22 protein-coding genes are annotated in these 23,222 nt (G+C 61.6%); 12 read left to right on the top strand and 10 right to left on the bottom strand.

Going from position 1 to position 23,222, the window contains the following annotated elements:
• Window positions 1-14: 14 nt before the first annotated feature.
• From HDE75_RS18750 to HDE75_RS18730, 5 genes are all read left to right on the top strand, one after another.
• Window positions 15-1,310 carry a paraquat-inducible protein A gene (locus HDE75_RS18750; RefSeq protein WP_183681032.1) on the top strand — a complete coding sequence of 432 codons (1,296 nt, stop codon included), beginning with the start codon at window positions 15-17 and terminating at the stop codon, window positions 1,308-1,310.
• The gene (locus HDE75_RS18745; RefSeq protein ID WP_221291926.1) at window positions 1,303-2,937 is read left to right on the top strand and encodes a PqiB family protein; all 1,635 of its coding nucleotides are present in this window, start codon (window positions 1,303-1,305) and stop codon (window positions 2,935-2,937) included. Before HDE75_RS18750 ends, HDE75_RS18745 begins: the two co-directional genes overlap by 8 nt.
• On the top strand, window positions 2,934-3,545 hold the full coding sequence (locus tag HDE75_RS18740; protein ID WP_260174288.1) for a PqiC family protein: 612 nt from the start codon (window positions 2,934-2,936) through the stop codon (window positions 3,543-3,545). The genes HDE75_RS18745 and HDE75_RS18740 overlap by 4 nt, the downstream gene beginning before the upstream one ends.
• Before the next feature lie 25 nt (window positions 3,546-3,570).
• Entirely contained in the window at window positions 3,571-3,966 is a 396-nt protein-coding gene (locus tag HDE75_RS18735) for a DUF2946 domain-containing protein (protein WP_183681030.1), read from the top strand.
• 78 nt (window positions 3,967-4,044) lie between these two features.
• The gene (locus HDE75_RS18730) at window positions 4,045-5,400 is read left to right on the top strand and encodes a PepSY-associated TM helix domain-containing protein (protein ID WP_260174287.1); all 1,356 of its coding nucleotides are present in this window, start codon (window positions 4,045-4,047) and stop codon (window positions 5,398-5,400) included.
• On the opposite strand, the gene HDE75_RS18725 is transcribed toward HDE75_RS18730, so the two are convergent.
• Window positions 5,372-6,775, bottom strand: a complete 1,404-nt coding sequence (locus HDE75_RS18725; protein ID WP_183681029.1) for a hypothetical protein — start codon at window positions 6,773-6,775, stop codon at window positions 5,372-5,374. The genes HDE75_RS18730 and HDE75_RS18725 overlap by 29 nt on opposite strands.
• The gene (locus tag HDE75_RS18720; protein ID WP_183681027.1) at window positions 6,772-7,200 is read right to left on the bottom strand and encodes a cupredoxin domain-containing protein; all 429 of its coding nucleotides are present in this window, start codon (window positions 7,198-7,200) and stop codon (window positions 6,772-6,774) included. Before HDE75_RS18720 ends, HDE75_RS18725 begins: the two co-directional genes overlap by 4 nt.
• A gap of 150 nt (window positions 7,201-7,350) precedes the next feature.
• Here HDE75_RS18720 and HDE75_RS18715 point away from each other — a divergent pair, with 150 nt between their 5' ends.
• Together HDE75_RS18715 and HDE75_RS18710 are read left to right on the top strand one after the other, a co-directional pair.
• Window positions 7,351-8,529 (top strand): YncE family protein, encoded by a 1,179-nt coding sequence (locus HDE75_RS18715; RefSeq protein WP_221291925.1) that lies wholly within the window; start codon window positions 7,351-7,353, stop codon window positions 8,527-8,529.
• Window positions 8,530-8,605: 76 nt separating this feature from the next.
• On the top strand, window positions 8,606-8,992 hold the full coding sequence (locus HDE75_RS18710; RefSeq protein WP_183681025.1) for a hypothetical protein: 387 nt from the start codon (window positions 8,606-8,608) through the stop codon (window positions 8,990-8,992).
• A gap of 4 nt (window positions 8,993-8,996) precedes the next feature.
• Here HDE75_RS18710 and HDE75_RS18705 read toward each other — a convergent pair whose 3' ends face one another.
• Window positions 8,997-9,911, bottom strand: coding sequence for a LysR family transcriptional regulator (locus HDE75_RS18705; RefSeq protein WP_183681024.1), 915 nt, complete (start codon window positions 9,909-9,911; stop codon window positions 8,997-8,999).
• A gap of 102 nt (window positions 9,912-10,013) precedes the next feature.
• Between HDE75_RS18705 and HDE75_RS18700 the strand changes: the two genes are divergently transcribed.
• The 4 genes from HDE75_RS18700 (at window position 10,014) to HDE75_RS18685 (ending at window position 13,732) form a co-directional block, all read left to right on the top strand.
• Window positions 10,014-11,123: a muconate/chloromuconate family cycloisomerase gene (locus HDE75_RS18700; RefSeq protein ID WP_183681021.1), complete on the top strand. Its 1,110-nt coding sequence runs from the start codon at window positions 10,014-10,016 to the stop codon at window positions 11,121-11,123.
• Between the two features lie 10 nt (window positions 11,124-11,133).
• Complete coding sequence (catC, locus tag HDE75_RS18695) at window positions 11,134-11,424, top strand: muconolactone Delta-isomerase (protein ID WP_183681019.1); 291 nt, start codon at window positions 11,134-11,136, stop codon at window positions 11,422-11,424.
• Between the two features lie 19 nt (window positions 11,425-11,443).
• Window positions 11,444-12,244: a 3-oxoadipate enol-lactonase gene (pcaD, locus tag HDE75_RS18690; protein WP_183681017.1), complete on the top strand. Its 801-nt coding sequence runs from the start codon at window positions 11,444-11,446 to the stop codon at window positions 12,242-12,244.
• 90 nt (window positions 12,245-12,334) lie between these two features.
• Window positions 12,335-13,732: a sodium:solute symporter family protein gene (locus HDE75_RS18685; RefSeq protein WP_183681015.1), complete on the top strand. Its 1,398-nt coding sequence runs from the start codon at window positions 12,335-12,337 to the stop codon at window positions 13,730-13,732.
• A gap of 11 nt (window positions 13,733-13,743) precedes the next feature.
• Here HDE75_RS18685 and HDE75_RS18680 read toward each other — a convergent pair whose 3' ends face one another.
• Window positions 13,744-15,138, bottom strand: coding sequence for a GntP family permease (locus HDE75_RS18680; protein ID WP_183681013.1), 1,395 nt, complete (start codon window positions 15,136-15,138; stop codon window positions 13,744-13,746).
• A 94-nt stretch (window positions 15,139-15,232) separates the two neighbouring features.
• Here HDE75_RS18680 and HDE75_RS18675 point away from each other — a divergent pair, with 94 nt between their 5' ends.
• Window positions 15,233-15,538, top strand: a complete 306-nt coding sequence (locus HDE75_RS18675; RefSeq protein ID WP_183681011.1) for a hypothetical protein — start codon at window positions 15,233-15,235, stop codon at window positions 15,536-15,538.
• A 37-nt stretch (window positions 15,539-15,575) separates the two neighbouring features.
• On the opposite strand, the gene HDE75_RS18670 is transcribed toward HDE75_RS18675, so the two are convergent.
• From HDE75_RS18670 to HDE75_RS18645, 6 genes are all read right to left on the bottom strand, one after another.
• Window positions 15,576-16,496 carry a fatty acid desaturase family protein gene (locus HDE75_RS18670; RefSeq protein WP_183681009.1) on the bottom strand — a complete coding sequence of 307 codons (921 nt, stop codon included), beginning with the start codon at window positions 16,494-16,496 and terminating at the stop codon, window positions 15,576-15,578.
• 10 nt (window positions 16,497-16,506) lie between these two features.
• Window positions 16,507-17,625 (bottom strand): glycosyltransferase family protein, encoded by a 1,119-nt coding sequence (locus HDE75_RS18665; protein ID WP_183681007.1) that lies wholly within the window; start codon window positions 17,623-17,625, stop codon window positions 16,507-16,509.
• On the bottom strand, window positions 17,622-18,353 hold the full coding sequence (locus HDE75_RS18660) for a hypothetical protein (RefSeq protein ID WP_183681006.1): 732 nt from the start codon (window positions 18,351-18,353) through the stop codon (window positions 17,622-17,624). Before HDE75_RS18660 ends, HDE75_RS18665 begins: the two co-directional genes overlap by 4 nt.
• On the bottom strand, window positions 18,337-19,329 hold the full coding sequence (locus HDE75_RS18655; RefSeq protein ID WP_183681004.1) for a hypothetical protein: 993 nt from the start codon (window positions 19,327-19,329) through the stop codon (window positions 18,337-18,339). The genes HDE75_RS18660 and HDE75_RS18655 overlap by 17 nt, the downstream gene beginning before the upstream one ends.
• 17 nt (window positions 19,330-19,346) lie before the next feature.
• Complete coding sequence (locus HDE75_RS18650) at window positions 19,347-20,381, bottom strand: glycosyltransferase family A protein (protein WP_221291924.1); 1,035 nt, start codon at window positions 20,379-20,381, stop codon at window positions 19,347-19,349.
• Between the two features lie 687 nt (window positions 20,382-21,068).
• Entirely contained in the window at window positions 21,069-23,150 is a 2,082-nt protein-coding gene (locus HDE75_RS18645) for an AsmA family protein (RefSeq protein ID WP_183681002.1), read from the bottom strand.
• Between the last annotated feature and the right edge of the window lie 72 nt (window positions 23,151-23,222).

The following is a 23,222-nucleotide window of genomic DNA, read 5'->3' as shown; positions in this document are numbered from 1 at the left end:
GCCCACTCCCTACTGTGCACCGATATGACCTGATCAGCTGTCATGACTGCGGCGTGTTGTACCGCAAACGCCCGCTGCGCCCGCGTGAAAAAGCGCGCTGCATCCGCTGCCGCTCGGTGCTGTACCGGGGCAGTTCCGCCGACTTGAACAAGGTGGTGGCCCTGACCCTGGGCGCCGCCTTTGTTTTCCTGATCGCCCAGTTTTTCCCCATCGTCGAACTCGACATCAATGGCTTGACGTCCAGCGCCACCTTGCTGGGCTCCATCCGCGTGCTGTGGTCCGAGCAGATGCAGGTGGTGGCGACCATGGTCTTCCTGTTTACCATGCTGTTTCCCGCCATCGAGCTCGGTTCCCTGCTGTATGTGGCGCTGGGCTTGCGCATGAAGGTCAGGGTGCCCGGTTTTAACCGCGTGCTGCGCGCCGTACAGACGGCGCGTGAATGGGGCATGACGGAAGTGCTGATGATCGGTATCCTGATCACCGTCGTCAAGATGACCAGCCTGGCCACCGTGGTGCCGCAACCGGGCCTGTTCGCATTTGGCGCGCTGACCGTGATGCTGGCCATCGTCGTCTCGTTCGACCCCAAGACCCTGTGGAATGTGGGCGATGATCTGCTGCGAGCATCCCTGCCCGGACTGCGCTACAAGCCGCTTGCGCCTGGCGCCAAGGTGCTGCCTTGCCACGCCTGTGGCCTGGTGGCGCCGCCCGTGGGCAAGGGCCATCACCTGGAGTGTGCGCGCTGCGGCACGCCGCTGCATACGCGCAAACCGAATAGCATCAGCCGTACCTGGGCCTTGCTGATCGCCGCTGCCATCCTGTACATTCCCGCCAATCTGCTGCCCGTGATGGTGACGCACTCGCTGTTCGGCGCGCAGGACGACACCATCATGAGCGGCGTGGCGCTGTTCTGGAATAGCGGCTCGAAGGGACTGGCCATCATCATCTTCATCGCCAGCGTGGTGGTGCCCATGCTGAAGCTGGGCACCCTGGCGCTGCTGGCCTGGACGGCGCAGCGGCGTTCGCGCTGGCGGCCGCGCCAGCGCACGGTGTTGTACCGCATGGTCGAATTCATCGGCCGCTGGTCCATGCTCGATATCTTCGTTGTCACCTTGACGGTGGCCCTGGTGCGCTTCAAATCGCTGGCCGTGATCACGGCTGGCCCTGGCGCGCTGGCGTTCGGCGCCGTGGTGGTGCTGACCATGCTGGCCTCGATGCAGTTTGACCCGCGCCTGATCTGGGACCCGGTCGACGACAAGACACGCAACGATGCAGAAAAAAATAAACTGGCGATTGGAGAGCAACATGTCTGAAAAAGAAAGTGAAAGCGCAAGCGTGGTGGCCGAACCCGATGTGGACAAGGCCAGCCGCTGGCTGCCGTCGCTGGTATGGCTGATCCCTTTGCTGGCAGCGTTGATCGGCGCAGCCCTGGTGACCAAGTCCATCCTCGACCAGGGGCCGACGGTCACCGTCAGCTTCAAGAGCGCCGAAGGGCTGGAGCCGGGCAAGACCAAGGTCAAGTATAAGGACGTGGATATCGGCCAGGTGCGCGCCATCAGCCTGGGCGACGATTTGAGCAAGGTGCTGGTGACCATCGATATGAGCAAGGATGCGCGCCGCTTCGCCACTGCCGATACACGTTTCTGGGTGGTGCGCCCGCAAATCGGCGCCAGTGGTGTGACGGGCCTGGGTACCTTGCTGTCGGGCGCCTACATCGGCGTCGATACGGGCAAGTCGGAAGCGAAAAAAGACAGTTTCGTGGGGCTGGAAACGGCGCCTGCCATCGCTGGCGACCAGAAGGGAAAACTGTTTACGCTGCATGCGGAAAGCCTCGGTTCCATCGACGTGGGCTCACCCCTGTTCTTCCACCGACTGCGCGTGGGCAAGGTGGTCAGCTTTGCGCTGGACAAGGATGGTAATGGCATCACCATGTCGGTCTTCGTTAACGCGCCTTACGATCAATTTGTCGGCAAGGATGCGCGCTGGTGGCATGCCAGCGGCGTCGATGTGCGCCTCGATTCGAATGGCTTCAAATTGAATACGCAATCGCTGGCGGCGATGCTGGTGGGCGGCATTGCGTTTGAAGCGGAAAATGGCCGCAAGCCGCAGGAGCCGGCGCCGGCAGGCACCATTTACCGCCTGGCCGCCGACGAGGCGAGCGCCATGCGCGAACCCGATGGCGAGGCGATCACCAGCGTGTTTTATTTTGACCAGTCGCTGCGCGGCCTGCAGCCTGGCGCCACCGTCGATTTCCGCGGCATCGTGCTCGGTGAAGTGCGCTCGGTGGGCATCGAGTTCGATCCCGTGAAAAAGAATTTCCGCATGCCGGTGACGGTCAATCTCTATCCGGCGCGTCTTGGCATGCGTTTCAAGGCGGCTGTGGGCCAACCCGATGGATCGGCCGGCCACCAGCTGTTGGAGCGCATGGTCAGCCGTGGTTTGCGCGCCCAGCTGCGTACCGGTAACCTGCTCACCAGCCAGCTGTATATCGCGCTGGACTTCTTCCCGAAAGCACCCAAGGTCGAGCTGGACGTGAACAAGTATCCGATGGAAGTGCCGACCGTGCCCAATACCCTGGACGAATTGCAGACGCAGATCGCCAGCATCGCCAGGAAGCTGGACCAGGTGCCGTTTGACGAGATCGGCAATAACCTCAATTCCACCATCAAGCAGGCCGACGCGCTGTTCAAGCAAGGCAATGCCCTGTTCAAGCAGCTCGATGGCCAGGTAGTGCCGGAAGTGCGCGACACCTTGAAAGCCGCGAAACAGACCTTTGGTACGGCCGAACAGGTATTGCAAAAGGATTCGCCGCTGCAGTCCGATGTGCGCCAGGCATTGCAGCAGCTGACGCAAACCCTGCAATCGCTGAACGCGCTGTCCGATTACCTGGAACGCCACCCGGAATCGCTGATCCGTGGCAAAAAAGGAGATGAAAAATGATGAAACCCATCTTGAAGGTGGCGGCCGCCGCCAGCCTCGCGGTCTTGTTGGGCGCCTGCTCCACGCCGCAGCCCGAGTATTTCTATACCCTCAGCGGCGGCTCCGCCGTTTCCGATAAGCCGGTGCAGTATTACGTGGAAGTGCTGGCCGTCAGCGTGCCGCAGCAGGTCAACCGCAACCAGTTCGTGGTGACTGCACCGTCGGGCCGCATCGAGTTGCTGGAGCAGCAGCGCTGGGCGGGACCGCTGGCTGGTGAAATTGGCCAGTCGCTGTCCACGGCAGTGACCAATGAGCTGGGCGCGATCGACGTGTTCCGCACGCCGTATCCGGAAAAACTTCCTGTCTACCGCATCAGCACGAATGTGCAGCGTTTTGAATCCGTGATGGGCCAGTATGCGCTGATCGACGCCGTGTGGAGCGTGCGCCAGCTGTCAAACAACAAGGTGGTGACGTGCCGCACGGTCGCCAATGAAAAGGTGGGCGGCGGCTACTATGAACTGGTGCTGGGACATCGCCGCGCCGTGCAGAAAATCGCCACCGATATGTCGACCGTGGTACGCGGTTTCAATAGCGGCAATAGCGGCTGCCCGACCATGCAAGCTGGCTAGCGGATGCTAAAATACCGGCATGGGAATGACATCAATCACACGCAGGTTTGCCGCCTGGATCGCCTGTTTTGCGATCCTGCTGTCTGCGCTTGCACCGTCGATTTCCCAGGCTGTGGCCCATGCCAAGCAAGAGTCCAGCTCCGGCTGGGTGGAAATCTGCTCGATGGCCGGCATCCGTTTCGTCAAGGCCGAGGCGGGTAAATCCGGCGTTGGCCAGCCGGACGGCAAGGCCATGCAGATGGAGCATTGCGCCTTCTGTTCCATGCATGCCGGTTCCGTGGGCTTGCCGCCTACCAGCTTCGTGTTGCCACTGCCGGTCGATGTCGGCACGGCCATGCAGCCGTCCCTGTATTACCAGTCTCCCAGCCCCTTATTTGTCTGGTCCACGGCGCAGTCGCGCGCCCCTCCCGGCCTCGTTTAAATCCAGCTTCATCTTTTGCGTTTGCGCTTTCCGCCTTCGGCGTGAGGTGCTGCGCCCGCTAATTTAAACAAGAATACTATGACCGACAATATGCAATCCCGGCGCCTGGCGCGCCGTAAAAGCCTGTACTGGCGCATCCATTTCTGGGCAGCCTTGATCGCCACGCCGTTTGCCTTGCTGGCAGCCTTGACGGGCATGCTGTATGTGTTCACGCCGCAGATCGAGTCCGTCCTGTACGGCCACCTCGATCACGTGGCGCCGCACGGTGCGATGCAGCCGCTCGATGCCGCCGTGGCTGCCTCTGAAAAAGCCGCGCCCAAGGGCTGGGTGGTGCAGAACGTGGTGCCGCCGTTTCAGGCGACCGACTCGGTGCAGGTGGTCTTTGCGCCGCCAGGTGCGCAGGCCGATGAACATGCGGGCCACAATATGCCGGGCATGAAGCCGCCGGCCGCAAAACCAGCCTTCGTGCCGCCCGCGCAAGCGGTGGTGGTATATATGAATCCGTATGACGCCACGGTGCTGGGCAGCCTGGCCAGCAGCCAGCGGTTTAATAACTGGGCCAGGAAGCTGCATTCGCGGCTGCTGCAAACGGATGGCTGGCGCTGGATGATCGAGCTGGCAGCCAGCTGGCTGATGGTGATGCTGGTGACGGGCGTGATCTTGTGGTGGCCGCGTGGTGCGCAATCGGGCGTGCCGAGGAAGGGCGCTACGGGCCGCAATGGCTGGCGCCAGTGGCACGCCTTTCTGGGCGTGGCGCTGGGCCTGGTCAGCTTCGTGATCCTGACGACGGGACTGACCTGGAGCCAGCAGGCGGGCGGACGCATCCGCACCTTGCGCGATATCAGCGGCCAGGCCAATCCACCGGTGCCGCGCGGGCTGCATTCGCGCGAAGATGTCAATGGCGGCCCGCTGGACTGGCAGGGCGCCTGGCAGGTGGCGCGCAGCCACGCACCGGCCATCGCGCTGCAATTGACGGCGCCGGCCAGCCAGGAAGATGTCTGGAGAGTCACCATGGCGGACCGCAGCCAGCCTTTGAAACGCTTCGACCTGCAGTTTGACGCCTACAGCGGCAAGCCCCTGTATTACGCGGGATGGGATGAGCAGACGGCGTTCGGCAAGGCGACAGCCATCGGCATTCCCTTTCACCGCGGCGAATTCGGCTGGTGGAACCAGGCCTTGCTGTTCCTGTTTGGCGCCAGCGTGCTGTTTTCGCTGGTGTCGGGCTGGATCATGTTCTTCAAGCGGCGCGCGCCGGGTACTTTGGGCTTGCCAAAATTGCTGCCGGGCGCCTGGACCTCGCCTTCGCCGCTGGCCTGGCTGGTGGCGGCCGCCATGTGCGCGCTGATGCCCTTGCTATTAATCTCTGGCGCCATGCTGGCGCTGCTGGAGTTGGGCCTGGCGCAGGCTAGCCGCCGACAATCGGTTGCGCGATGATCCACAAGCTGAGCAGGGTATAGGCGATCATCAGTGCCAGCATCGGGTACTGGCTGCGCAGGGCTGCGCTGCGGCTGCCGAACAGGCGTAGCGCGCACACGTGGGCCAGCCAGACGGCCGCCACGTGGCCTGCGACGATGGCGAACAGCGATACATACCACACGGCCTTGGCGTCGACCAGCCCGAGGCGAATGAAGTACAGCGTGGTGCCGAATAAATCCCAGCCCAGGCCCAGTGGATCGGACGCCAGCGGTATCAGGTACTGGCCCGCCATCGCCAGAAAGGAGAGGTAGTGGGCGAAGTGGTAAGCGATCGCGATGGGAACCAGTGTCAGCACGAAGTGGCCGGCCACGCGCGCCAGCGGCAGCGCAGGCTGGCTGGTGCTGGCGCCGCAGCGTGCGATCAACGCGCAAAAGAGCAGGAAAACGAGCAGGAACAGTGCGGGCAACAGCAGCAGGGCGGCCGTGGTGATCCAGCCGAGCGCGCCCGGCGAGATGGCAAGCACTGCGTCGACGATGTCGTACCACGCCTGCGTTTCCATCATGCCGTCGAAGCTGACCGAGGCAAGCATCAGCATCACCAGAAGCAGGCGCGCGGGCCGCACGGGCTGCCGCGTCAGCAAGCCTGCCGCGTAGGGGCGTACATACCAGGCGCCATCGCGGATGGTGTTGGGCGCGAAGCGTGCCAGCAGGCCAAAGACAACGTTGAATACTTCTGCGTGGCGTAGCCAGACGGTGCGGCCAAACAGCGCCATGCCTGTCCACGCCAGGACTGAATAGAGCAGCATGGCCAGTGCCAGGCTAGCTGGCTGCTCGCTGCCTTCCCAGTTCAGTTCCATCCAGATAAAGCAGAAAAACAGCACCGTGGCCGGCCAGCTATCGAGCCATGCCGGCCAGGGAAGGGGCGCGCGCCAGTGCGGAAAAAGGCGCTGTACTGCGCGCGCCACTGTATCGAGAGGATTGACCAGCGCCCACAGGTCACCCACCAGCGCCGATACATAGGCCATGCCGACCCACCAGATGGCCCATACCATGGCCGGCGCAATATTTTTTACCGGGTTTTGCGCACCGGTGAACCCCGCCACGATCACCAGGATGTACAGGGCCAGCACCAGCAGGCGCAGGATGGCGGCGATGGCGTGCGCACCGGGAATGCGGCGCAGGACAAGACGGGCATAGTCGCCCTGGTATGCCGGCGATGCGTCATCGCGCCGCCATAGCGCCAGCAAGCCAAACGATAGCGCTACCGTCAGGCCCGCGCCTGTCAGGTATAGCCACAGCGGCAGCGGTAAATCGTAGCGCTGGCCGAAACCGTGCGCGCGTGCGGCACACGGCATAGCGACCAAGCCGGCCGCCAGCAGGGCGCGGATCCTCATTGCGGCAGCACTTCCAGGTACATCAGCGGCGCCATGTGCTGATGCTTGTGCTGTTTTCCCTTGTCCTCTGCCGCGGCGCCGTAGCCGTGCGCGGAAACAGGAAAACGTCCGGGCACGCTGGCGTCGATACGCATGGAGACGGTTTCGCCCGGCTTTACGATCAGGAGCTGGTCGTAGCCATGCAAGTGGATATTGACTATCTCGTCGCTAGTCCAGACGAGGCTGATTTTTTCATGTTGCCTGACCCTGATGGTGGGTGGTTTGGCGGCGATTTTGCGCTGCACGATCGCCAGCGCCACCTGCCGTTCCGCAGCCTGTGATGTGGCGGGGGAAGCGCTCTGCGACTGGCTTTGCGGGGCGAGGCAGGCAAGAAAGAAAGCCAGGCTGGCGCCGGCTGCGGAGTGGGGTGTGAGGATTTTTTTCATTCTTAAATTCTAGGAAATATTTCCCTCATTGGCCATCTGGAAAAAAACGCCAGCTTGAAAAAGTGCCACCGTAGAATGACTGGCGCGGCCAGGCCGCAAACCTTGTTTGTCCGAGGTTTCCTATCCCATCAGAGAAAGGCGGAGGAGACGATGAATCATCAGAAAAAGATGCTGGCGTTGGCGCTAGCCTGTTATGCCGTTTTGCCCGCGTCGGCCGAAATCCTGGCCATGGTCAATTACGAAAGCAAGTCGCCGGAATCGTTGAAGTCATTGAAAAGCCCCGTCGCGCCACCCTCGCGCAAGGAGGGCATCGCCATCATCGATGTCGACCCCGAATCGAAAAATTTCGGCAAGATCATGCGCGACATTCCACTGCCGCCGGATCTGGTGGCGCACCACATTTTTTATAACCATGACATGAGCAAGGCCTATATCACGGCGCTGGGCAAGACGCAGCTGCGCGTGATGGATATGCACCATAAGGACTTGCCCATCAAGGTGGTCGAGGTGCCGACTTGCCAGGTGGGCGAGGACATCGTTTTTTCGGATGACCACAAGCGCTGGTATCTGAGCTGCATGGGATCGCAAGCCATGCTGGAAGGCGACGCCGTGCACGACAAACCCGTGCGCACCATCAAATTGCCGGCGCCTTATCCACATGGCCTGGCCGTCCACGACGGCATCGACCGCACCCTGCTCACGAGTACCATCCGGCCGACCGACCTGGGTGATGCGGGCGAGGTGATCAGCGTGGTGGAGACCAGCACGGGCAAGGTGCTCGGTACCCACAAGCTGTCGAAAAAACCGTCGCCGTCAGGCGAGGCGCCGGTGGAAGTGCTGTTCGTCCCGGGCAGCAGTCCGCCCGTCGCCTATATCGCGAACATGTATGGCGGCACCTTGTGGACGGCCACCTGGAATCCGAAAACCAAGGATTTCGAGACGGCCCAGGTGCATGACTTTGCCGAACAAAAGGCGGGCGTGCCGCTGGAACTGTATTTCAACAAAGGCGCCACCAGGCTGTATCTGACCACGGCCAAGCCCGGACATCTGCACATCTTTGATCTGACGGCTGGCATCGGCAAGCCCAGTTTGCTGAAGTCGATTCCCGCTGCCGAAGGTGCGCACCACGTGGCCTTCACCAAGGATGGACGCTACGGCTTCGTGCAGAATGCGCTGCTCAATTTGCCGGGCATGAGCGATGGTTCCATCACCGTGATCGACCTGAAAAAAGAGCTGGTGGTGGGCAGCGTGGATACCCTGAAAAACAAGGGGCTGAATCCGAACAGCATCGTGCTGCTACCGAAATGGAATGACTTCATGGGGCACTGAATGGCGGTTTGACGCTAGAATAGGCAGGTACGGCCCGGCTTGCTGCCACGGGCCGCTTCCTTGTACCGGTCTGCCCATGTTATTTATCGATTTTTCCGCTTTATCTGAATTGGCCGCCGTATCGGCCCGCGTGACGCAACCGTGCAGCTGCTGCAGCGTGCCGTTGGATGCCTGGCAGCGCCTGCCAACCTCGCTGGAACTGGACCGTTTCGAAGAAGTGGGTACCTTGCGCGAAGATCCGTACGAAGAGCCGACCTTTGCCGAATACCATCCAAACGGTACGCGTTACGACAGTGCCGATGCCCCCATCGCCCCGCGCTATTTTCCCGCCAACCTGAGCCAGGTGTCGCGCTGCCTGAACTGCGGCCGCCACTACCTGCGCTACAACGAGGCAGGCGGCTATTTCACGGAATTGCGCATCCGCGCGCTGCGGCCGGAACTGCTGGCCGACGCCCCGCTGTAGTTCGCTACAGGCTTTCCTTGATGTGGGCGAAACCTAGTTCATCATAGATCGAATACACGGCCGCGAGGATGTTTTCCAGTTCCGGCGAATGGTCCATATGCCGCACGCTGAACAGGATAGGTGAAAACGCGTGCTTGTCGTCGAGCTTGCGGTAGGCCACGTTACGGTGATGCATGGCCTGCACGCTCTCGGGCACGATGGAAATACCCTGGCCGGCCGCCACCAGCCCCATGGAAATCTGCAGCTCGCGCACTTCGGTGATGGGGCCGGGTGTGACATTGCCTTCGCTGAACATGGCCAGCACCTGGTCGGCAAAACTGGGGCGCGGCGCCTTCGGATAGACCAGCAGGGTTTCATGGATCAGGTCCGTCAGGCGCAGGCCATCCGTGCCTTGCGCCAGCCGGTGTCCGGGCGGCAGGGCCACCACCAGCCGCTCTTCGCGCAGCACGATGCGGCGGATGCTGGGGTCTTCGCTTTTCAGGCGACCGAAGCCCACATCGATGCGTCCTTCCTTGAGCGCCCTGAGTTGTTCGATGGTCGTCATTTCATGCAGGGTCACGTCGACCTCGGGATGGCGCTCGCAATAGCGGTGCACGATGTCGGGCAGTTCGCCGTACAGGGTCGAGGCGACAAAGCCGATCGACAAGGTGCGTTCGAGCTTGCCCACGCGCTGGGTCATGGCCTTGAGGTCTTGCACCTGGGCCAGCAGCGGGCGCGCATGCGCGAGAAAAAACGTGCCCGCTTCCGTCAGTCGCAATGGCCGCGTGCCCTTTTCAATCAGCGCCACGCCCAGCATGTCTTCCAGCTGCTGCATCTGCCGGCTCAGTGGCGGCTGCGCGATATGCAGACGTTCGGCGGCCCGCGTGAAATTCCTTTCCTCTGCCACCGCCACGAAGTAGCGTAAATGCCGCAATTCCATCTTCATACCTTTCAGGTATAGGTTTCATACCAACTTGGTGTTGGACGCCAGCTTGTTCCGGGAATATCGTGGCATCACTGCCTGAAATTATACGGAATAAATATGATTCAACATATCGTGACTTACCTTGTCGATGTGCCTACCATCCGGCCGCACAAGCTGTCCGTCGCCACCATGAATACGCAGACCCTGGTGCTGGTGCAACTGCAGTGCGCCGACGGCATCGTTGGCTGGGGCGAGGCGACCACTATCGGTGGCTTGAGCTATGGCGAGGAAAGTCCGGAGAGTATCAAGACCAATATCGATACCTATATCGCGCCGCTGCTGGTCGGCATGGACGCGAGCCAGGTCGCCAGGGCGATGGCCAAGGTGCGCAAGGTCATCCAGAGCAACCGCTTCGCCAAGTGCGCAATTGAAACGGCGTTGCTCGACGCACAGGCGCGCCGCTTGAATGTACCGCTTTCGGAATTGCTGGGCGGACGCGTGCGCGATACGCTGCCGGTGGCGTGGACCCTGGCCAGCGGCGACACGCAACGCGATATCGCAGAAGCGGAAAAAATGCTGGATCTGCGCCGCCACCGCATCTTCAAGCTGAAGATCGGCCTGCGCGAAGTGATGGACGATGTGGCCCATGTGCTGGCGATCAAGCGCGCGTTGGGCGAGCGCGCCAGCGTGCGCGTCGATGTGAACCAGGCCTGGAGCGAGATGGATGCCGTGCGCGGCATCGCCGCACTGGAAGCGGGCGGCGTGGACTTGATTGAACAACCGGTCAAGGCGAGCAACCGCGCCGCGCTGGCACGTTTGAAGCAGCGCTTCGACGTTGCCATCATGGCTGACGAAGCGCTGCATGGCCCCGATGATGCGCTGGCACTGGCGCATGGCGATTGCGCCGACGTGTACGCGGTGAAGATTACGCAATCGGGCGGCTTGATGCCCGCGCTGGAAGTGGCGACGGTGGCGCGCCTGGCTGGCATCGGCCTGTACGGCGGCACCATGCTCGAAGGCGGCATCGGCACCGCCGCCACCGCCCACGTCTGTTCCACCTTTGCCGAACTGGCCTGGGGCACGGAACTGTTCGGCCCCCTGCTGCTGACGCAGGAAGTCTTGCGCGAGCCACTGGTGTACCGCGACTTCATGCTGCAAGTGCCGACCGGTCCTGGCCTGGGCGTGGAAATCGATACCGACAAGCTGCGTTCCATGCAGCGCCAATAAGGAGAGAACGATGTTATTCCATGTACGTATGAATGTGAACCTGCCCTTGACCATGCCGGCAGAACAATCGGCACAACTAAAGCGCACGGAAAGGGAGCTATCCCAGCGCCTGCAGCAGGAAGGCAAATGGCGCCACTTGTGGCGCGTCGCCGGGCAGTACGCCAACATCAGCATTTTCGATGTCGCCAGCGTGGATGAATTGCATACCTTGCTTACTTCCCTGCCGCTGTTTCCCTATATGCAGATCGAGGTGATGGCGCTGTGCCGCCACCCATCGTCCGTGCGCGATGGTGATTTCTGAGCACGGCATGGGGAACAGCATGCATCAGTATCTGGACGTGAACCAGAGCGGCGCCGGAGAGCCTATACGCCTGCATTACCGCAGCGATGGAGACCGCACGCACCCATGCCTGGTGCTGTCGAATTCACTGGGAACGGACCTGCACATGTGGCATGCGCAGGTGGCCAGACTGGCTTCAGGGTTTTATATCGTGCGCTACGATACGCGTGGACATGGCCGCTCCACCAGTGGCAGTGAACCATGCGCCATCGAGGATCTGGGCCGCGACGTGATCGCTTTGCTTGATCACCTTGAAATCGCGCAGGCCGCCTTTTGCGGCATTTCCATGGGCGGCCTCACGGGGCAGTGGCTGGGGTACCAGCATCCGCAGCGCTTTACCCAACTGGTGCTGGCCAATACGGCGGCACGCATCGGCAGCAGCGAGGCCTGGCTGGCGCGCGCAAAACAGGTGCGCGAGGCGGGCATGGAAGCGGTGGCCGATGGCGCTGCCGGACGCTGGTTCAGCCCTGAATTCATCGCCCGCGAAGGATCGATGGTGGCGCGCATGGTGCATACCTTGCGCAGCCAGGATGCCAACGCCTATGCCACATGCTGCGAGGCGCTGGCGCAGGCGGACTTGCGCAGCACCGCGGCGCAGATTACGGTACCCACGCTGGTCATTGCAGGTGAGTCTGACCCCGTCACGACCGTTGCCGACGGGCGCTGGCTGCAGCAGCAGATCGCCGCTGCCCGCCTGGCTACCGTGCCTGCTTCGCACCTGTCGAACATCGAGGCGGAGCAAGCCTTTACGGCACTGCTGCGGGAGTTTTTGCTGGATTAGTTTTGAGCTTGTGCCGGCATCCCCCGAGATATGGCGGGAGCCACTTTTTTAAAAATAAAAATAATAAAACCGGACTTGGAGTAGAGACAGATGGAAACCAGATTAATCATTATCGCCGCGGTCGTGGTGGGCTATTTCGCCATCATGAGCTACATTACCTACAGCGTGCGCAAGCATGCCAACAGCAGCGAAGGCATGACGGCTGGCGGACGCAATTTCCCCGCCTACCTGATCGGCGCCTTGCTGCTATCCGAATTCATCGGCAGCTCCGTCAGCATCGGCACGGCCCAGAAAGGTTATGAACTCGGTATTTCCGCCGCATGGAACTTGGTGGCGCTGTCGCTGGGCTTTTTGCTGCTGGCCTTCGTGCTTGTCAAAAAATACAAGGAAAGCGGGCAGTCGACCATTTCCGGCATCCTGGCGCAAACCTATGGCGAACCGGTTCGCTATGCCGCCTCGGTCTTGACCATCGTCGCGCTGGGCATCGTTGCAGTGGCGCTGTATGCCAGCGGCGGCGCCGTGCTGGCGGCCGTCCTGCACATCAATAAAACGGTGGCGATCCTGCTGGTGGGCGCCACTACCGTGATTTATGTCAGCCTGGGCGGCATGCGCTCGGTCGTCTACACCAATTTCGCCCATTCCATCGTCAAATACCTGGGCGTGATCCTGGCGCTGGCGTATGCGCTGGAAGCAACAGGCGGCATTGGCGCACTGCAGGCGCAATTGCCGGCCACGATGTTCAACTGGATCGAGATCGGCTGGGGCCAGATCATCGCCTGGATGATAGGCGGCATCGGTTCCATCTTCGCCACGCAGTATGTGATCCAGGCGCTGGTCAGCACTGACAATCCGGCGGTGGCCAAGCGCGCCTGCTATTACGTGTCCTCGCTGATGATCCCGTTCGGCCTGATGGCGGCCCTGATCGGCATGTGCAGCGCCGTGCTGTACCCGGGCATGAAGTCGATCGACGCCTTCCCGACCCTGATCGCCCATATGCCCGCCTTTTCGGCCAGCGTGATGGTGGTGGGCCTGGCCGGCGCGCTGTTTGGCGGCATTTCCGCGACCACCCTGGCGTCGGCCACGCTGGCCATGAAAGACTTTTACGATCCGTGGCTGAACAAGGCGAAGAACGATGCCAAGTCGCTGGCCTTTTTACGCATCGCCATCGTGGTGGCCGGCCTGCTGCCGCTGGTGCTGGCGCTATATGCGGAAAAACTGCTGATGATCGCCTTCCTCGGCAAGGCCCTGCGCGCCACATTGGCCGTGCTGGTATTGATGGCGTTTTATGCGCCGAAGTTCGGCACGCCGCGCGGCGCCTTTGTCGGCGTGATCGTTTCCGTGATCGCCACCATCGGCTGGTTCCTGGCCGGTAATCCGTATGGCGTCGACAGCTCTTACCTGGCCCTCGCTGGCCCGCTGCTGACGATGGGCATCAGCCATCTGTTCAAGGACAAGCAGGCGGCTGCCATTGCTGGCAGCCGCCGTTAAAAAGCCAGACCTCAGACCAGGCCCGTCATGTAGTACACGCCGATGATGATAAACACGATCACCGTCTTGATGATGGTGATGCCGAAAATATCGCGATAGGACTGGCGGTGCGTAAGACCGGTGACAGCCAGCAGGGTAATGACGGCGCCGTTGTGCGGCAGGGTGTCCATGCCGCCGCTGGCCATTGCTACGATGCGGTGCATCACTTCCAGCGGAATATGGGCTTGATTGGCGGCCGCGATAAAACTGTCGGACATGGCGGCCAGCGCAATGCTCATGCCGCCCGAGGCCGAACCGGTAATGCCGGCCAGCGTGGTCACGGACACGGCCGCGTTGACGAGCGGATCGGGCACGCTGCGCAAGGTATTGCTGACGGCGAGAAAACCGGGCAGCGCAGCGATCACACCGCCAAAACCGTATTCCGACGCCGTATTCATGGCCGCCAGCAGCGCGCCGCCCACGGCAACCTTGGTGCCTTCGGCAAAGGCGCTGCGGATGCGGCCAAAGGCCGTCAGACACACCAGCAAAATACCCAGCAGCAAGGCGCCTTCCACGGCCCAGATGCCAGTCACGGAAGCAATCTTGGTCGTCACGGGCGCATGCAGCCCTGGCAGTTCATCGGTGCCCAGCACGTGGCTGGCGCCGTACCACTGCGGTATCAAGCGGGTCAGTGCAAAGTTGGCCACGCCGACCAGTATCAAAGGCGCGACCGACAGCAGCGGATGGGGCAGATTGCTGGCGTCGGCCTGTGCCTTTTCTGCCTCTGCGCCATAGCCTTCGCCGGTCGCCATCACAGAGCGTCTGCGCCACTCCAGGAAGGCCAGGCCAAACACCACCGTCAATATCGCGCCTATCGTGCCCAGCCAGGGCGCAGCCCATCCCGTCGTATTGAAGAAAGTGGTGGGGATGATGTTCTGGATTTGTGGCGTGCCGGGCAGGGTATCCATGGTGAACGAGAACGCGCCCAAAGCGATGGCGCCCGGCATCAAGCGCTTGGGGATATTGCTCTGGCGATAAAGCTCGGCCGCAAACGGATACACCGCAAACACCACCACGAACAGCGACACGCCGCCGTAAGTCAGCGCACCGCAGACGGCGACGATCACGGCATTGGCGCGCGAGCGGCCGATATAGCGGATAGCCGCGAACACGATGGATTGCGAAAAGCCGGACAGTTCAATCAGCTTGCCAAACACGGCGCCCAGCAAAAACACGGGGAAATACAGCTTGATAAACCCCACCATCTTTTCCATGAAGATGCCGCTGAATACGGCAGGCACGGCGGCAGGATCGGTGAGCAAAACGGCGCCCAGCGCAGCGACGGGGGCAAACAGGATGACGCTGTAGCCGCGGTAGGCGGCCAGCATGAGGAAAGCCAGAGCGGCCAGAACTATCAGGAAAGACATCGGTCAGGCCCTTGCGCGAAGTGGGTGAGCAAGATATTAGTGATGTAATTAATATCATACTTTTCAGAAACACACCAACGCGCAGGGTCAAGGATTGGGCGTAGATACAGATGCTAACGGCCAGCTATCCCACTGTGGCGTTGACCTTGCCGATGAGCGAGCATCCGCACGCCGTCTTGATTCCATCGACGGTCGCCGGAATACCGCCGGCTGTCAATCAGCGGGAGATAACTTACTATTTGATACCTGTGAATATCTCAATCAATTCAGTCGAGTGATCGATGATGAGCAGGAAAAAGGCGAGGATCGGGAGAAATCCGATGAGCAGCCCAAGGAGATATGCTTTCTTCTTATTTGCTGGTTGCTCAGGCAAATGATTCATCATGGCATAGACGCTTAGCTCAGTAATTGATCGTGTACTAACGCAAAGCATGCGGTCAGTGTTTAGCAGTTTGCTTGAGTTGGCTGACGTCCCTCAGCACCTGTCCATACGATCGATACAAGTTGGCCGCCGGCAGGCGACCTTGTTGCGCCATGAGCGCATGCACTTGATGCAGGCGATAGAAGGGTACGCGTGGATATTCGTGATGCTCGATATGGTAATGGATACGATGCGGTCCGACGAAAAAAGTTTGCCAGCTGCGCCGTACGACGGTACGCGCACTGAATCGCTGATCTTCCGATGCCCGGTAGCCGGCATGCTCGGTGATCGCGCGTATGCGCCCGAACAGCGGTAATAAGGTCAGCGCTGGCAAGATCCAAAGCCCGAAATACAGCGCTGCATGTCCCGCCGCCGCGAGCAGGCCGATCATCACGCCCTGCACCGCAACGATGCTGGCGATTGCGCAGAGCCCCTTGCTGTGGCCGGCAGCCTTGTGCGGATTGCGGTCACGCTGCCTGGTGCGGACCAGATTTCGCGCGCTGAGGAAGTAACCAATGCCGGTGGCATCTTTGAACAAACGCCACACCAATTCCCTACGCGTTACGGGGTAGTCGTCGATGCCGAATATGGTGGCGACCGGATCGTCGGCCACCATCGGCGCGCGGTGATGCTGCAAGTGTCCGCTGCGATAGAAGTCCATCACCAGCAGCAGTGGCGCTGCCGCGAAGAGCTGGCCTGCGATGTCGTTCAGGCACCGATACGACAGCAGGGTACCGTGAGCGCTTTCATGCATCAGCACGGCTAGCGCGAGCTGGGTGCGGGCGATCAGGATCGCGCTCAGCAGAAACACCAGCGGATGGGAAAAGCGGATAGCCGCGGCGAAGCAGACAGCAATCAGCGCCCAGTCAAGCGCGACGGCGAGTAGTGCGCGCGGATTGCTGATCGTTGTGAGATGTGCCGGTAATAGAGGCCTCATGATGGACGCCTCATCGGTGGATAGACCGCGCGGCCAGCTCGTACAGCACCGCTACCCAGCTCTGCAGGCGTGCGCCGGCTACCGCGCGGCCGTCCGGCGCAGGCAAGGTGGGGACGTTTTGTAGCAGGCCGGCGCACGCGTTGCACAGGTCTTGGGCGAACGTTGCCGCGTCGCCGCGCCAGATGACGATGCGATGTGCCAGCCCTAGCGCCGCCGCGCGCGCTGCGTTGATTTTCTGTTCAGGCTGCTCGGTTAGCACCAGCACGATGGGTCGACCGTAGACCAGCGCCACCGACAACGCCGCCATGCCGGGTGCCGAGACGATCAGGTTGCTGGCGGCAGCTTGCCGCACCCAGTCGGCATCCTGCGCCTCCCATCGCGCGCGCCCGGCATAGCCCTCGCCGACCAGCGTTGCGTGCATGCAGGCTAGGCCCAAGCCGGTTTCGACGCCATCGGCCAGGCAGGGGTCGCGGAAATGGGGATTGAGGTAGACGGCTGCGCACGCCTGGGCGCGCGGCACTGCGTCGTCAAACAGCGCAGCCACAACGACCGGAGTCGGCAGGCGGAATGTGGCGCCGTCGCAAGTCGCCTCGTAGCTAAAGTCGTGCTCAATGCGCGCTAAGCTGGCGTTGATCTGCCATCCAACGATACGATGGAACAGGCGTGACAGGATAGCTGGTAGTCGCCCGGAAAAATTGTTTTGGACCGCCTGCCGCAAGCCGGCACCGTAGACGTGTACCACCTTGCCCCGCCATGCGGGCATGCAGCCCATGAACAGCAGTGCCGGGTGAAAGGAGTCGTTGATGATCAGGTCCGCGCTGCGCAGAGCGGCGCGTAGTTGCATAATGTCGCGGTACATGCGCGACGGTCGGAACAGATAGTTGGCGATATTTGCGTCGGTTTCTGCGGGCAGCATGTTTTGCCGGGCGTCGAACTGGACTGCGTAGTGGCGCGACAGTACGTGCGCAGTGATTCCGAATCCGGCCAGAAAAGCGACCCCTTCGTCCGATGTGGTCAGTACATCGACATCGGCGCCATATTTGCGCAACGCATGCGTGAGTAGTTGTGCGCGCATCAGGTGGCCGCGGGCGTCGGCCGTTGCCAGATAGGTGATCTTGATGGTATTCATGGACGTGCAGGCCATAGTCGCAATGCTGCGCCTGCCAGACACATGATGAGCGCGCTGGAGACGCCCCAGGCACGGTCGATGGCGCGAATCTCATCGAGCAGCGATGCCAGACTCCCGTGTTCGGACGGCAGCACCAGACGTGCCAGCGTATGCTGGCACAAGCGAACGTGGCGGTCTTCATCGCCCAGCACGCCAACCAACAGGGGATATAGCGGATGAACTGCGCCAATTAGTGCGCAATGGCGCCGCAGAACGCGGGTGAACGTCTGTTCGGCACACAAGCCGATAGCGAACGCCGGGATGATGTGGCCCGCAGAAAAGCTGGTGCCGTAGCGATGCGCGAGTGTGCGCCATTGCGCTATCTTGCGCAGGGTGAGCGTATCGGGCCGCGCGGACAAAGGTATCGGCGCTATCCCGCCCCGCGCCGTTAGCGCCGCCGCAAACAGCGAAGCATGACGCCGTTCGTCCGCCAGGTGCTTTTCCATTTGTCGCGCCAGCCAGACCGGCGGCTGGCCCAGCAGGTCAGATTGCAGCGCGATTTCGCTGGCCTCCTCGCCGATCAGGTAGATACGTAACAGCAGCCGCTCACCGGCCACGCTGGCATGCAGTTGGCGCAGGGCGACACGCTTGATCCTGTCGACCCAGCGCGCCTGCATGGCCGGCAAGCCGCGTAGTGGCGGCGTTGCCAAGCTGGCCGGCAGCGGCTTTCCATCAGCGTGCAAGCGCATCGCCCGCCGCCAGCTGATTGCCCAACACGAGCCCGATGAAGCTTTGCTGAAGGAAGTCCGACGCCGCATCGCCAGCCCCGGCAAAGGCCTGTTGCTGATCGCCGTAGCGCAGGTAGCCCTGGCCGTGCACAGCGCCGATGGTCAGCTTTTCGCGCGCGGCGAAGCCATGCTTCATCAGCGGCTTGAGCAGCGGCTGCTCGCTCAGGCCGTACAGGAACAGTTCGCGCTGGACCACGCGGTCGGGAATTTTCCCGGTCAGCGCTTCCAGCTCGAATGACCAGGTGCCGTGCGCCAGCAGGCCGCCGGCGTTGCCGGCGCTTGGCGGATCGGTGCGCAGCCTTGCGCGCATCACAGGCTTGGCTACCTTGCCTGCACCGAGCGCGATGATGATGTCGGCATCACCCTTGTTTGCGCCGCGATTGTCACGTACCTGCACCAGATGGCTGGACAGGCGCGATGCCAGGGCCGGATCGGACACCAGCTTTGTGACTTGCTCGAACGTTACCAGCACACGTCGGCCATTTGCTGTCGGCACGTCCACCAGATAGGGGGCAATGTGTACCGCGCTGAAGGCCCCCTTAACAGGTGTATGCGCATGGCCGCTGACAGACCAGGCGTCTCCGGATTTACTCAGTATCAGATGGACGCTTACCGGTACGCGGCGGCCCGCTTCATCCAGTGCCGAGCCTTGCAACAGCACGTCGCCGACGATGGTCTTTTTGTCATAACTGCGGGCGTTGTTGAAGTGAATCTGATGCGAGCTGGTGTCGACTGCTGCCGTGGTGGCCTGGTCGTCGAGGCCGATGCGGTTGCACATCTCGGTGCGCATGCTCACCTCGGTTAGCGGGCAGCCGCTGGTTGATGCAAAATAGTGAACGCCACGTCCCTCCAGATCGGTGGCGCCGGCGCTAAAGGTCAGCGCCAGCGCGCTCAAGGCTGCCCATTGTAAAGTGGTGTAGGAACGGTGCAAGGTCATGGTAGGGTTTCCCGTGGTTAGCGTTCATGGTAGGACAGCGATTGTGCGTCGGCCCCCTCGGCGGCTGCGCTGCGGATACCCAGGCCCCGGCACAGTGCGCCAAGCATGTCCAGCCCAGAAAAAATCCCGATCAGGACGACGGCCGACATCCAGCGCAGGCCGCGCACCGGCGCTGCATCCTGATGGTTGAGTGCGCGCAGGCTGTACCACAGTCGCGCCGTCAGCACGCAGAGCGGTCCGACAGGGCCACTGTGACTCAGCCATTGCATGGACCTTGGCAGATAGGTGCGTACCAGGTGGGGCGTCAGGCCGAGCGTGTCCTGTCCGCGCATCCAGCGCAATTTGAGCAGCTCGAGGCGGGTATCGGGCAGCTTGTGCTCGGTGTGCGCCCGCGCCGCGTAGTGCAGAACCACGCCTGCGGCTTGGAGGCGCAGGCCCAGCACCTGACAGTGCGCGCGGTACACGCCGTCGAGTGGCTGATAGCGGTGCTGCGCGAACACCTCGCGCAAGAACACCACGTTGTTGGCGTAGAAGTTGCGCGTCGCGCGAGCTTGTAGCTGGCTGGGGAAATACATGAAGTCAATCGTGGTTAGGGCGGTGCCTGCCACGGTGGCGGCGTAGCTGGTGCGGCCGGCCACCACTGCCGGTGGCGCTGCCTCTGTCAGCGGCGCGATCAGCTGTTCAAGCCAGTCTTGTTTGGGCGTGCAGTCGGCGTCGGCGAAGCAGACGTAGTCGCAGCGGTCGGCATGGACTGCGTCGAAACCGTCGTTCTTGGCCTGGTAGTAGCCGGTGCTGGCATTGATACGCACGAAGTCGATGCCGCGACCTGCCAGGCGCTCCGCGCTTGTGCGAATTCGCTCGGACAGGCCGTCGTGCGTGACAACCAGTTGCGCGAGTGCGCTCAGTGCTACACTCTGTTGCGCCAGCAGGCCGATCACATGCAGCAGGCTGGTGCCGGCCGCATCCAAGCCGGCACCGCCGCGCAGGTTATTCGTTTCCAATACCAGCGCGGTACGCGCGGCGACCTGTTCATGCGGCATATTGATGTCCATTGCCCAAACAAGACGAGGGCCGTTAATTGGTCAAATCGGCGCACCGTTGCGCGGCCAGCCACTCAACTCAATCCAGATGAGGCTGCTAACCAAGCCAAGCTGCAGGTGTACGGACTGTCTATTCCGAGATGCCATTTTGCTTTGCGAGTTCCGAACCCATCTTGATTTTGGACAATATCATCATTAGTTCCCCCACTCTCGGGCATTGATGGATCAGCTTACTGCCGTCATGCTGGCGAACGGCGGACCACGATGACTCATGGAACACCTGTCCTCATGGCCGCATTCTGGTGCTAGCAGGCTGATGCATCGATGTTTAGTGGTAGTGTTTTTATTTGTGCTATCAGCCGAAGCCGGCCGATTGGTGTTGAGGGCGATTCCGGCCACACCGAGCCAGAGGAGTGCAGTTGAGATTGTTTATGCGTTGTGTCGCGCTGCTGACGACCCTCTTGGGCTCGCCCGCGTGAACGGTCAGAGCTCTGTGTCAACCTACTGTGACACAACTTCATCATGCAAATTCAGGAGATTGCACGCAAGCGCGCTACTTACTCCCATTTTTCATTGCTCATTATTTGGCATCCAGAATCGGGCTCGATCAATCTGGTCGATGTGAGTGGATTCGAAGCTGCGGCCTCTGCGTCCCGCACGTAGAGCTCTACCAGGCTCATGTGGCAGCTTCATGGCGGCTTATTTTTTCTCCTTCTGCGCCTTTTTGATTTCCGCTTCGCTCACCTTTTTTGCTGGCGCATTCGTGGCTGGCGAAGTCGGATGCTGGCGCGTAGCGGTGGCTTGCGCCATGATGGCGGCGCAGTCGGTGTCGGGGGCTTTGTCGATATTGACCAGGGGCAGCAGGGCGGCGACGGGGGCGACCACAGTAGCGAGGGCGATGGCGGCGCCTGCTTTCAGGGCCAGCGGGCCTTTTTGCGGGCCCACGTCGGGGTTCTTGAAGGTGCCTTTCGCGTACAGCGGCGTGCGCAGCGAAATGATGCGGGCGCCCTTGGTTTTCGGGCGGATGTCGAGGTCCAGGGTTTCCTTCGCCAGGCTGACGTTGCCGGTCACGTCGACGACGGCGCTGTCCGTGTCGAGCACGAAGCGGCGTACCTGGGCCAGGCCATCGGTGACGGCAAAGTCGCTGGCCATGCAGTTCAGTTTGACCTGCTTGTCGCCAAATACTTTCACGAAGACGGCATTGGCCAGGTTCAGGCCGGCCAGTTCCAGCACGAACTGGCTGACCGTGCCTTCGCTGACGGTGGCCGCCAGTTCGCCATTGGCTGTGGCCAGCATGGACGAGACGGAATTGCCGTGGCCCGTCAGTGCCGCATCGCCATACACTTCGCCGAAACTCGCTTGCATCGATTGCAGTTTGGGAAACAGTTCGCGCACTTTCAAGTGGCGCGCGGCCACCTTGGCTTGTGCGGCGATGGTTTTCTGGCGGCCGTCGAGCGTGATATTGGTGGTGATTTCGCCGCCCGCCATGCCGAAGTTCAGGGGTGTCAGGCTCAGCACCTTGTCTTTCATCTGGATGTTGGCGACGATATTGTCGAGTGGAATATCGTGCGTGCGCACCAGTTTTTTACCGGTGAATTTCACGTCTGCATCGAGGGCATCCCAATGCGCCGTATTGAACTGTTCCACCGGCAAGGCCTTGCTGTCGGGCTGATTCGCTTTCTTGCCGCGCGCCTGTTTGCTGGCGTTGCTTTCCGCGCCGATGGTGGGGCCCAGGTCTTCCAGGCGCAATTGCTCCGAACGGACTTCGCCACGCAGCAAGGGGCGGGGCTGGCGCGGAGAATATTGCAAGGTACCGGCCAGGTCGCTGGCGCCCAGGGTGCCCTTGAAGTTCTGGTAAGTCCAGGTCCAGAGTTGACCATCTTTCTTGCCCAGCAGGCGGCCGGTGGTGGCGTAAGCCGGCGTTTCGGGCAGCAGCACGCCTGTCAGCGGATACAGGTCGGCCATGCTGGCGCCTGCCAGGCTCAGCTGCAAATCGATGCCGGACAAGGTGCGCGGGTCCGTCAGGGTGCCGTTGATACTGGCCTTGTTCTTGCCCAGCACGGCATGGGCTTGCACCGGATAAATGGTATGGTTATCCGTCAGCGACAGTACGGCGCCCGCCTTGCCACCTCCCGTGACGGGCGCCTTGCGGTAGCTGCCACCTAATGTAAACGCGATGCCATATTTTTGTGACGCTGCGTTTGCAGTTGCGGTACCGGGCGCCGTCGAGCTGACCTTGGCGCGCAGATCGAGCGCGATGGCTTCATCGAGATAGCGGATGGTGCCATCGGCAAAAGCCAGGCGGTCGATTTCCACCTCCCATTGCGACGGGCCATTGTCTTTCAGGGTCCAGCTATTGCTGCCATCAGCGCGGCGCTGCAGGGCGATTTGCGGCGCTTCGAGCGCCAGGTCGGTCAGCACCACCTGGTGATGGAGCAGGGGCAGCAGATGCAGCGAGAGGTCGATGCGCCGCGCGCTGGCCATTTGCGGGCCGGCCGTGACCCAGTCCGGATTACTCATGTGTACGTCCTGCGCGCTGATCACGGGGCGCGGCACGTAGCGGCGCCAGCCAGTTTCCGTTGCCAGGCCCTGCGTCCATTTCACCTGCAGATCGCCGCCGATGGCGAACTCGCGGCCCGTGCTTTCCGAGACGCTGCGGTTGATGTAGGGCCGGGCGCGGTTCCAGTCGAAGGTCGCGATGATGATGACGAAGATGGCGATCAGGGCCAGCAAGACGGCGAGCGACCAGCCGAGGATTTTGAATGGTGTTGTGCGTGTCATGGTTGGCCCATTGTTTTGAATTTTTAGCCAAGATAGACAATTCTTCCATGCCTGTCGGTGCGCTGGGTTACG

Source organism: Janthinobacterium silvisoli (assembly GCF_014200725.1).
Lineage (GTDB): Bacteria > Pseudomonadota > Gammaproteobacteria > Burkholderiales > Burkholderiaceae_D > Janthinobacterium.
The sequence above is the reverse complement of the archived record's forward strand: the minus strand, read 5'-3'. Positions and strand labels throughout refer to the sequence as shown.

What these genes read in the sequence shown, in the direction of transcription:
- HDE75_RS18725 (WP_183681029.1), bottom strand. Translation starts at nt 6,775, where the DNA reads ATGAGGATCCGCGCCCTGCTGGCGGCCGGCTTGGTCGCTATGCCGTGT.
- HDE75_RS18665 (WP_183681007.1), bottom strand. Translation starts at nt 17,625, where the DNA reads ATGAATACCATCAAGATCACCTATCTGGCAACGGCCGACGCCCGCGGC.
- HDE75_RS18735 (WP_183681030.1), top strand. Translation starts at nt 3,571, where the DNA reads ATGACATCAATCACACGCAGGTTTGCCGCCTGGATCGCCTGTTTTGCG.
- HDE75_RS18730 (WP_260174287.1), top strand. Translation starts at nt 4,045, where the DNA reads ATGACCGACAATATGCAATCCCGGCGCCTGGCGCGCCGTAAAAGCCTG.
- HDE75_RS18645 (WP_183681002.1), bottom strand. Translation starts at nt 23,150, where the DNA reads ATGACACGCACAACACCATTCAAAATCCTCGGCTGGTCGCTCGCCGTC.
- HDE75_RS18685 (WP_183681015.1), top strand. Translation starts at nt 12,335, where the DNA reads ATGGAAACCAGATTAATCATTATCGCCGCGGTCGTGGTGGGCTATTTC.
- HDE75_RS18710 (WP_183681025.1), top strand. Translation starts at nt 8,606, where the DNA reads ATGTTATTTATCGATTTTTCCGCTTTATCTGAATTGGCCGCCGTATCG.
- HDE75_RS18650 (WP_221291924.1), bottom strand. Translation starts at nt 20,381, where the DNA reads ATGGACATCAATATGCCGCATGAACAGGTCGCCGCGCGTACCGCGCTG.
- HDE75_RS18655 (WP_183681004.1), bottom strand. Translation starts at nt 19,329, where the DNA reads ATGACCTTGCACCGTTCCTACACCACTTTACAATGGGCAGCCTTGAGC.
- HDE75_RS18670 (WP_183681009.1), bottom strand. Translation starts at nt 16,496, where the DNA reads ATGAGGCCTCTATTACCGGCACATCTCACAACGATCAGCAATCCGCGC.
- HDE75_RS18700 (WP_183681021.1), top strand. Translation starts at nt 10,014, where the DNA reads ATGATTCAACATATCGTGACTTACCTTGTCGATGTGCCTACCATCCGG.
- HDE75_RS18660 (WP_183681006.1), bottom strand. Translation starts at nt 18,353, where the DNA reads ATGCGCTTGCACGCTGATGGAAAGCCGCTGCCGGCCAGCTTGGCAACG.
- HDE75_RS18680 (WP_183681013.1), bottom strand. Translation starts at nt 15,138, where the DNA reads ATGTCTTTCCTGATAGTTCTGGCCGCTCTGGCTTTCCTCATGCTGGCC.
- HDE75_RS18705 (WP_183681024.1), bottom strand. Translation starts at nt 9,911, where the DNA reads ATGGAATTGCGGCATTTACGCTACTTCGTGGCGGTGGCAGAGGAAAGG.
- HDE75_RS18715 (WP_221291925.1), top strand. Translation starts at nt 7,351, where the DNA reads ATGAATCATCAGAAAAAGATGCTGGCGTTGGCGCTAGCCTGTTATGCC.
- catC (WP_183681019.1), top strand. Translation starts at nt 11,134, where the DNA reads ATGTTATTCCATGTACGTATGAATGTGAACCTGCCCTTGACCATGCCG.
- HDE75_RS18720 (WP_183681027.1), bottom strand. Translation starts at nt 7,200, where the DNA reads ATGAAAAAAATCCTCACACCCCACTCCGCAGCCGGCGCCAGCCTGGCT.
- HDE75_RS18740 (WP_260174288.1), top strand. Translation starts at nt 2,934, where the DNA reads ATGATGAAACCCATCTTGAAGGTGGCGGCCGCCGCCAGCCTCGCGGTC.
- HDE75_RS18745 (WP_221291926.1), top strand. Translation starts at nt 1,303, where the DNA reads ATGTCTGAAAAAGAAAGTGAAAGCGCAAGCGTGGTGGCCGAACCCGAT.
- pcaD (WP_183681017.1), top strand. Translation starts at nt 11,444, where the DNA reads ATGCATCAGTATCTGGACGTGAACCAGAGCGGCGCCGGAGAGCCTATA.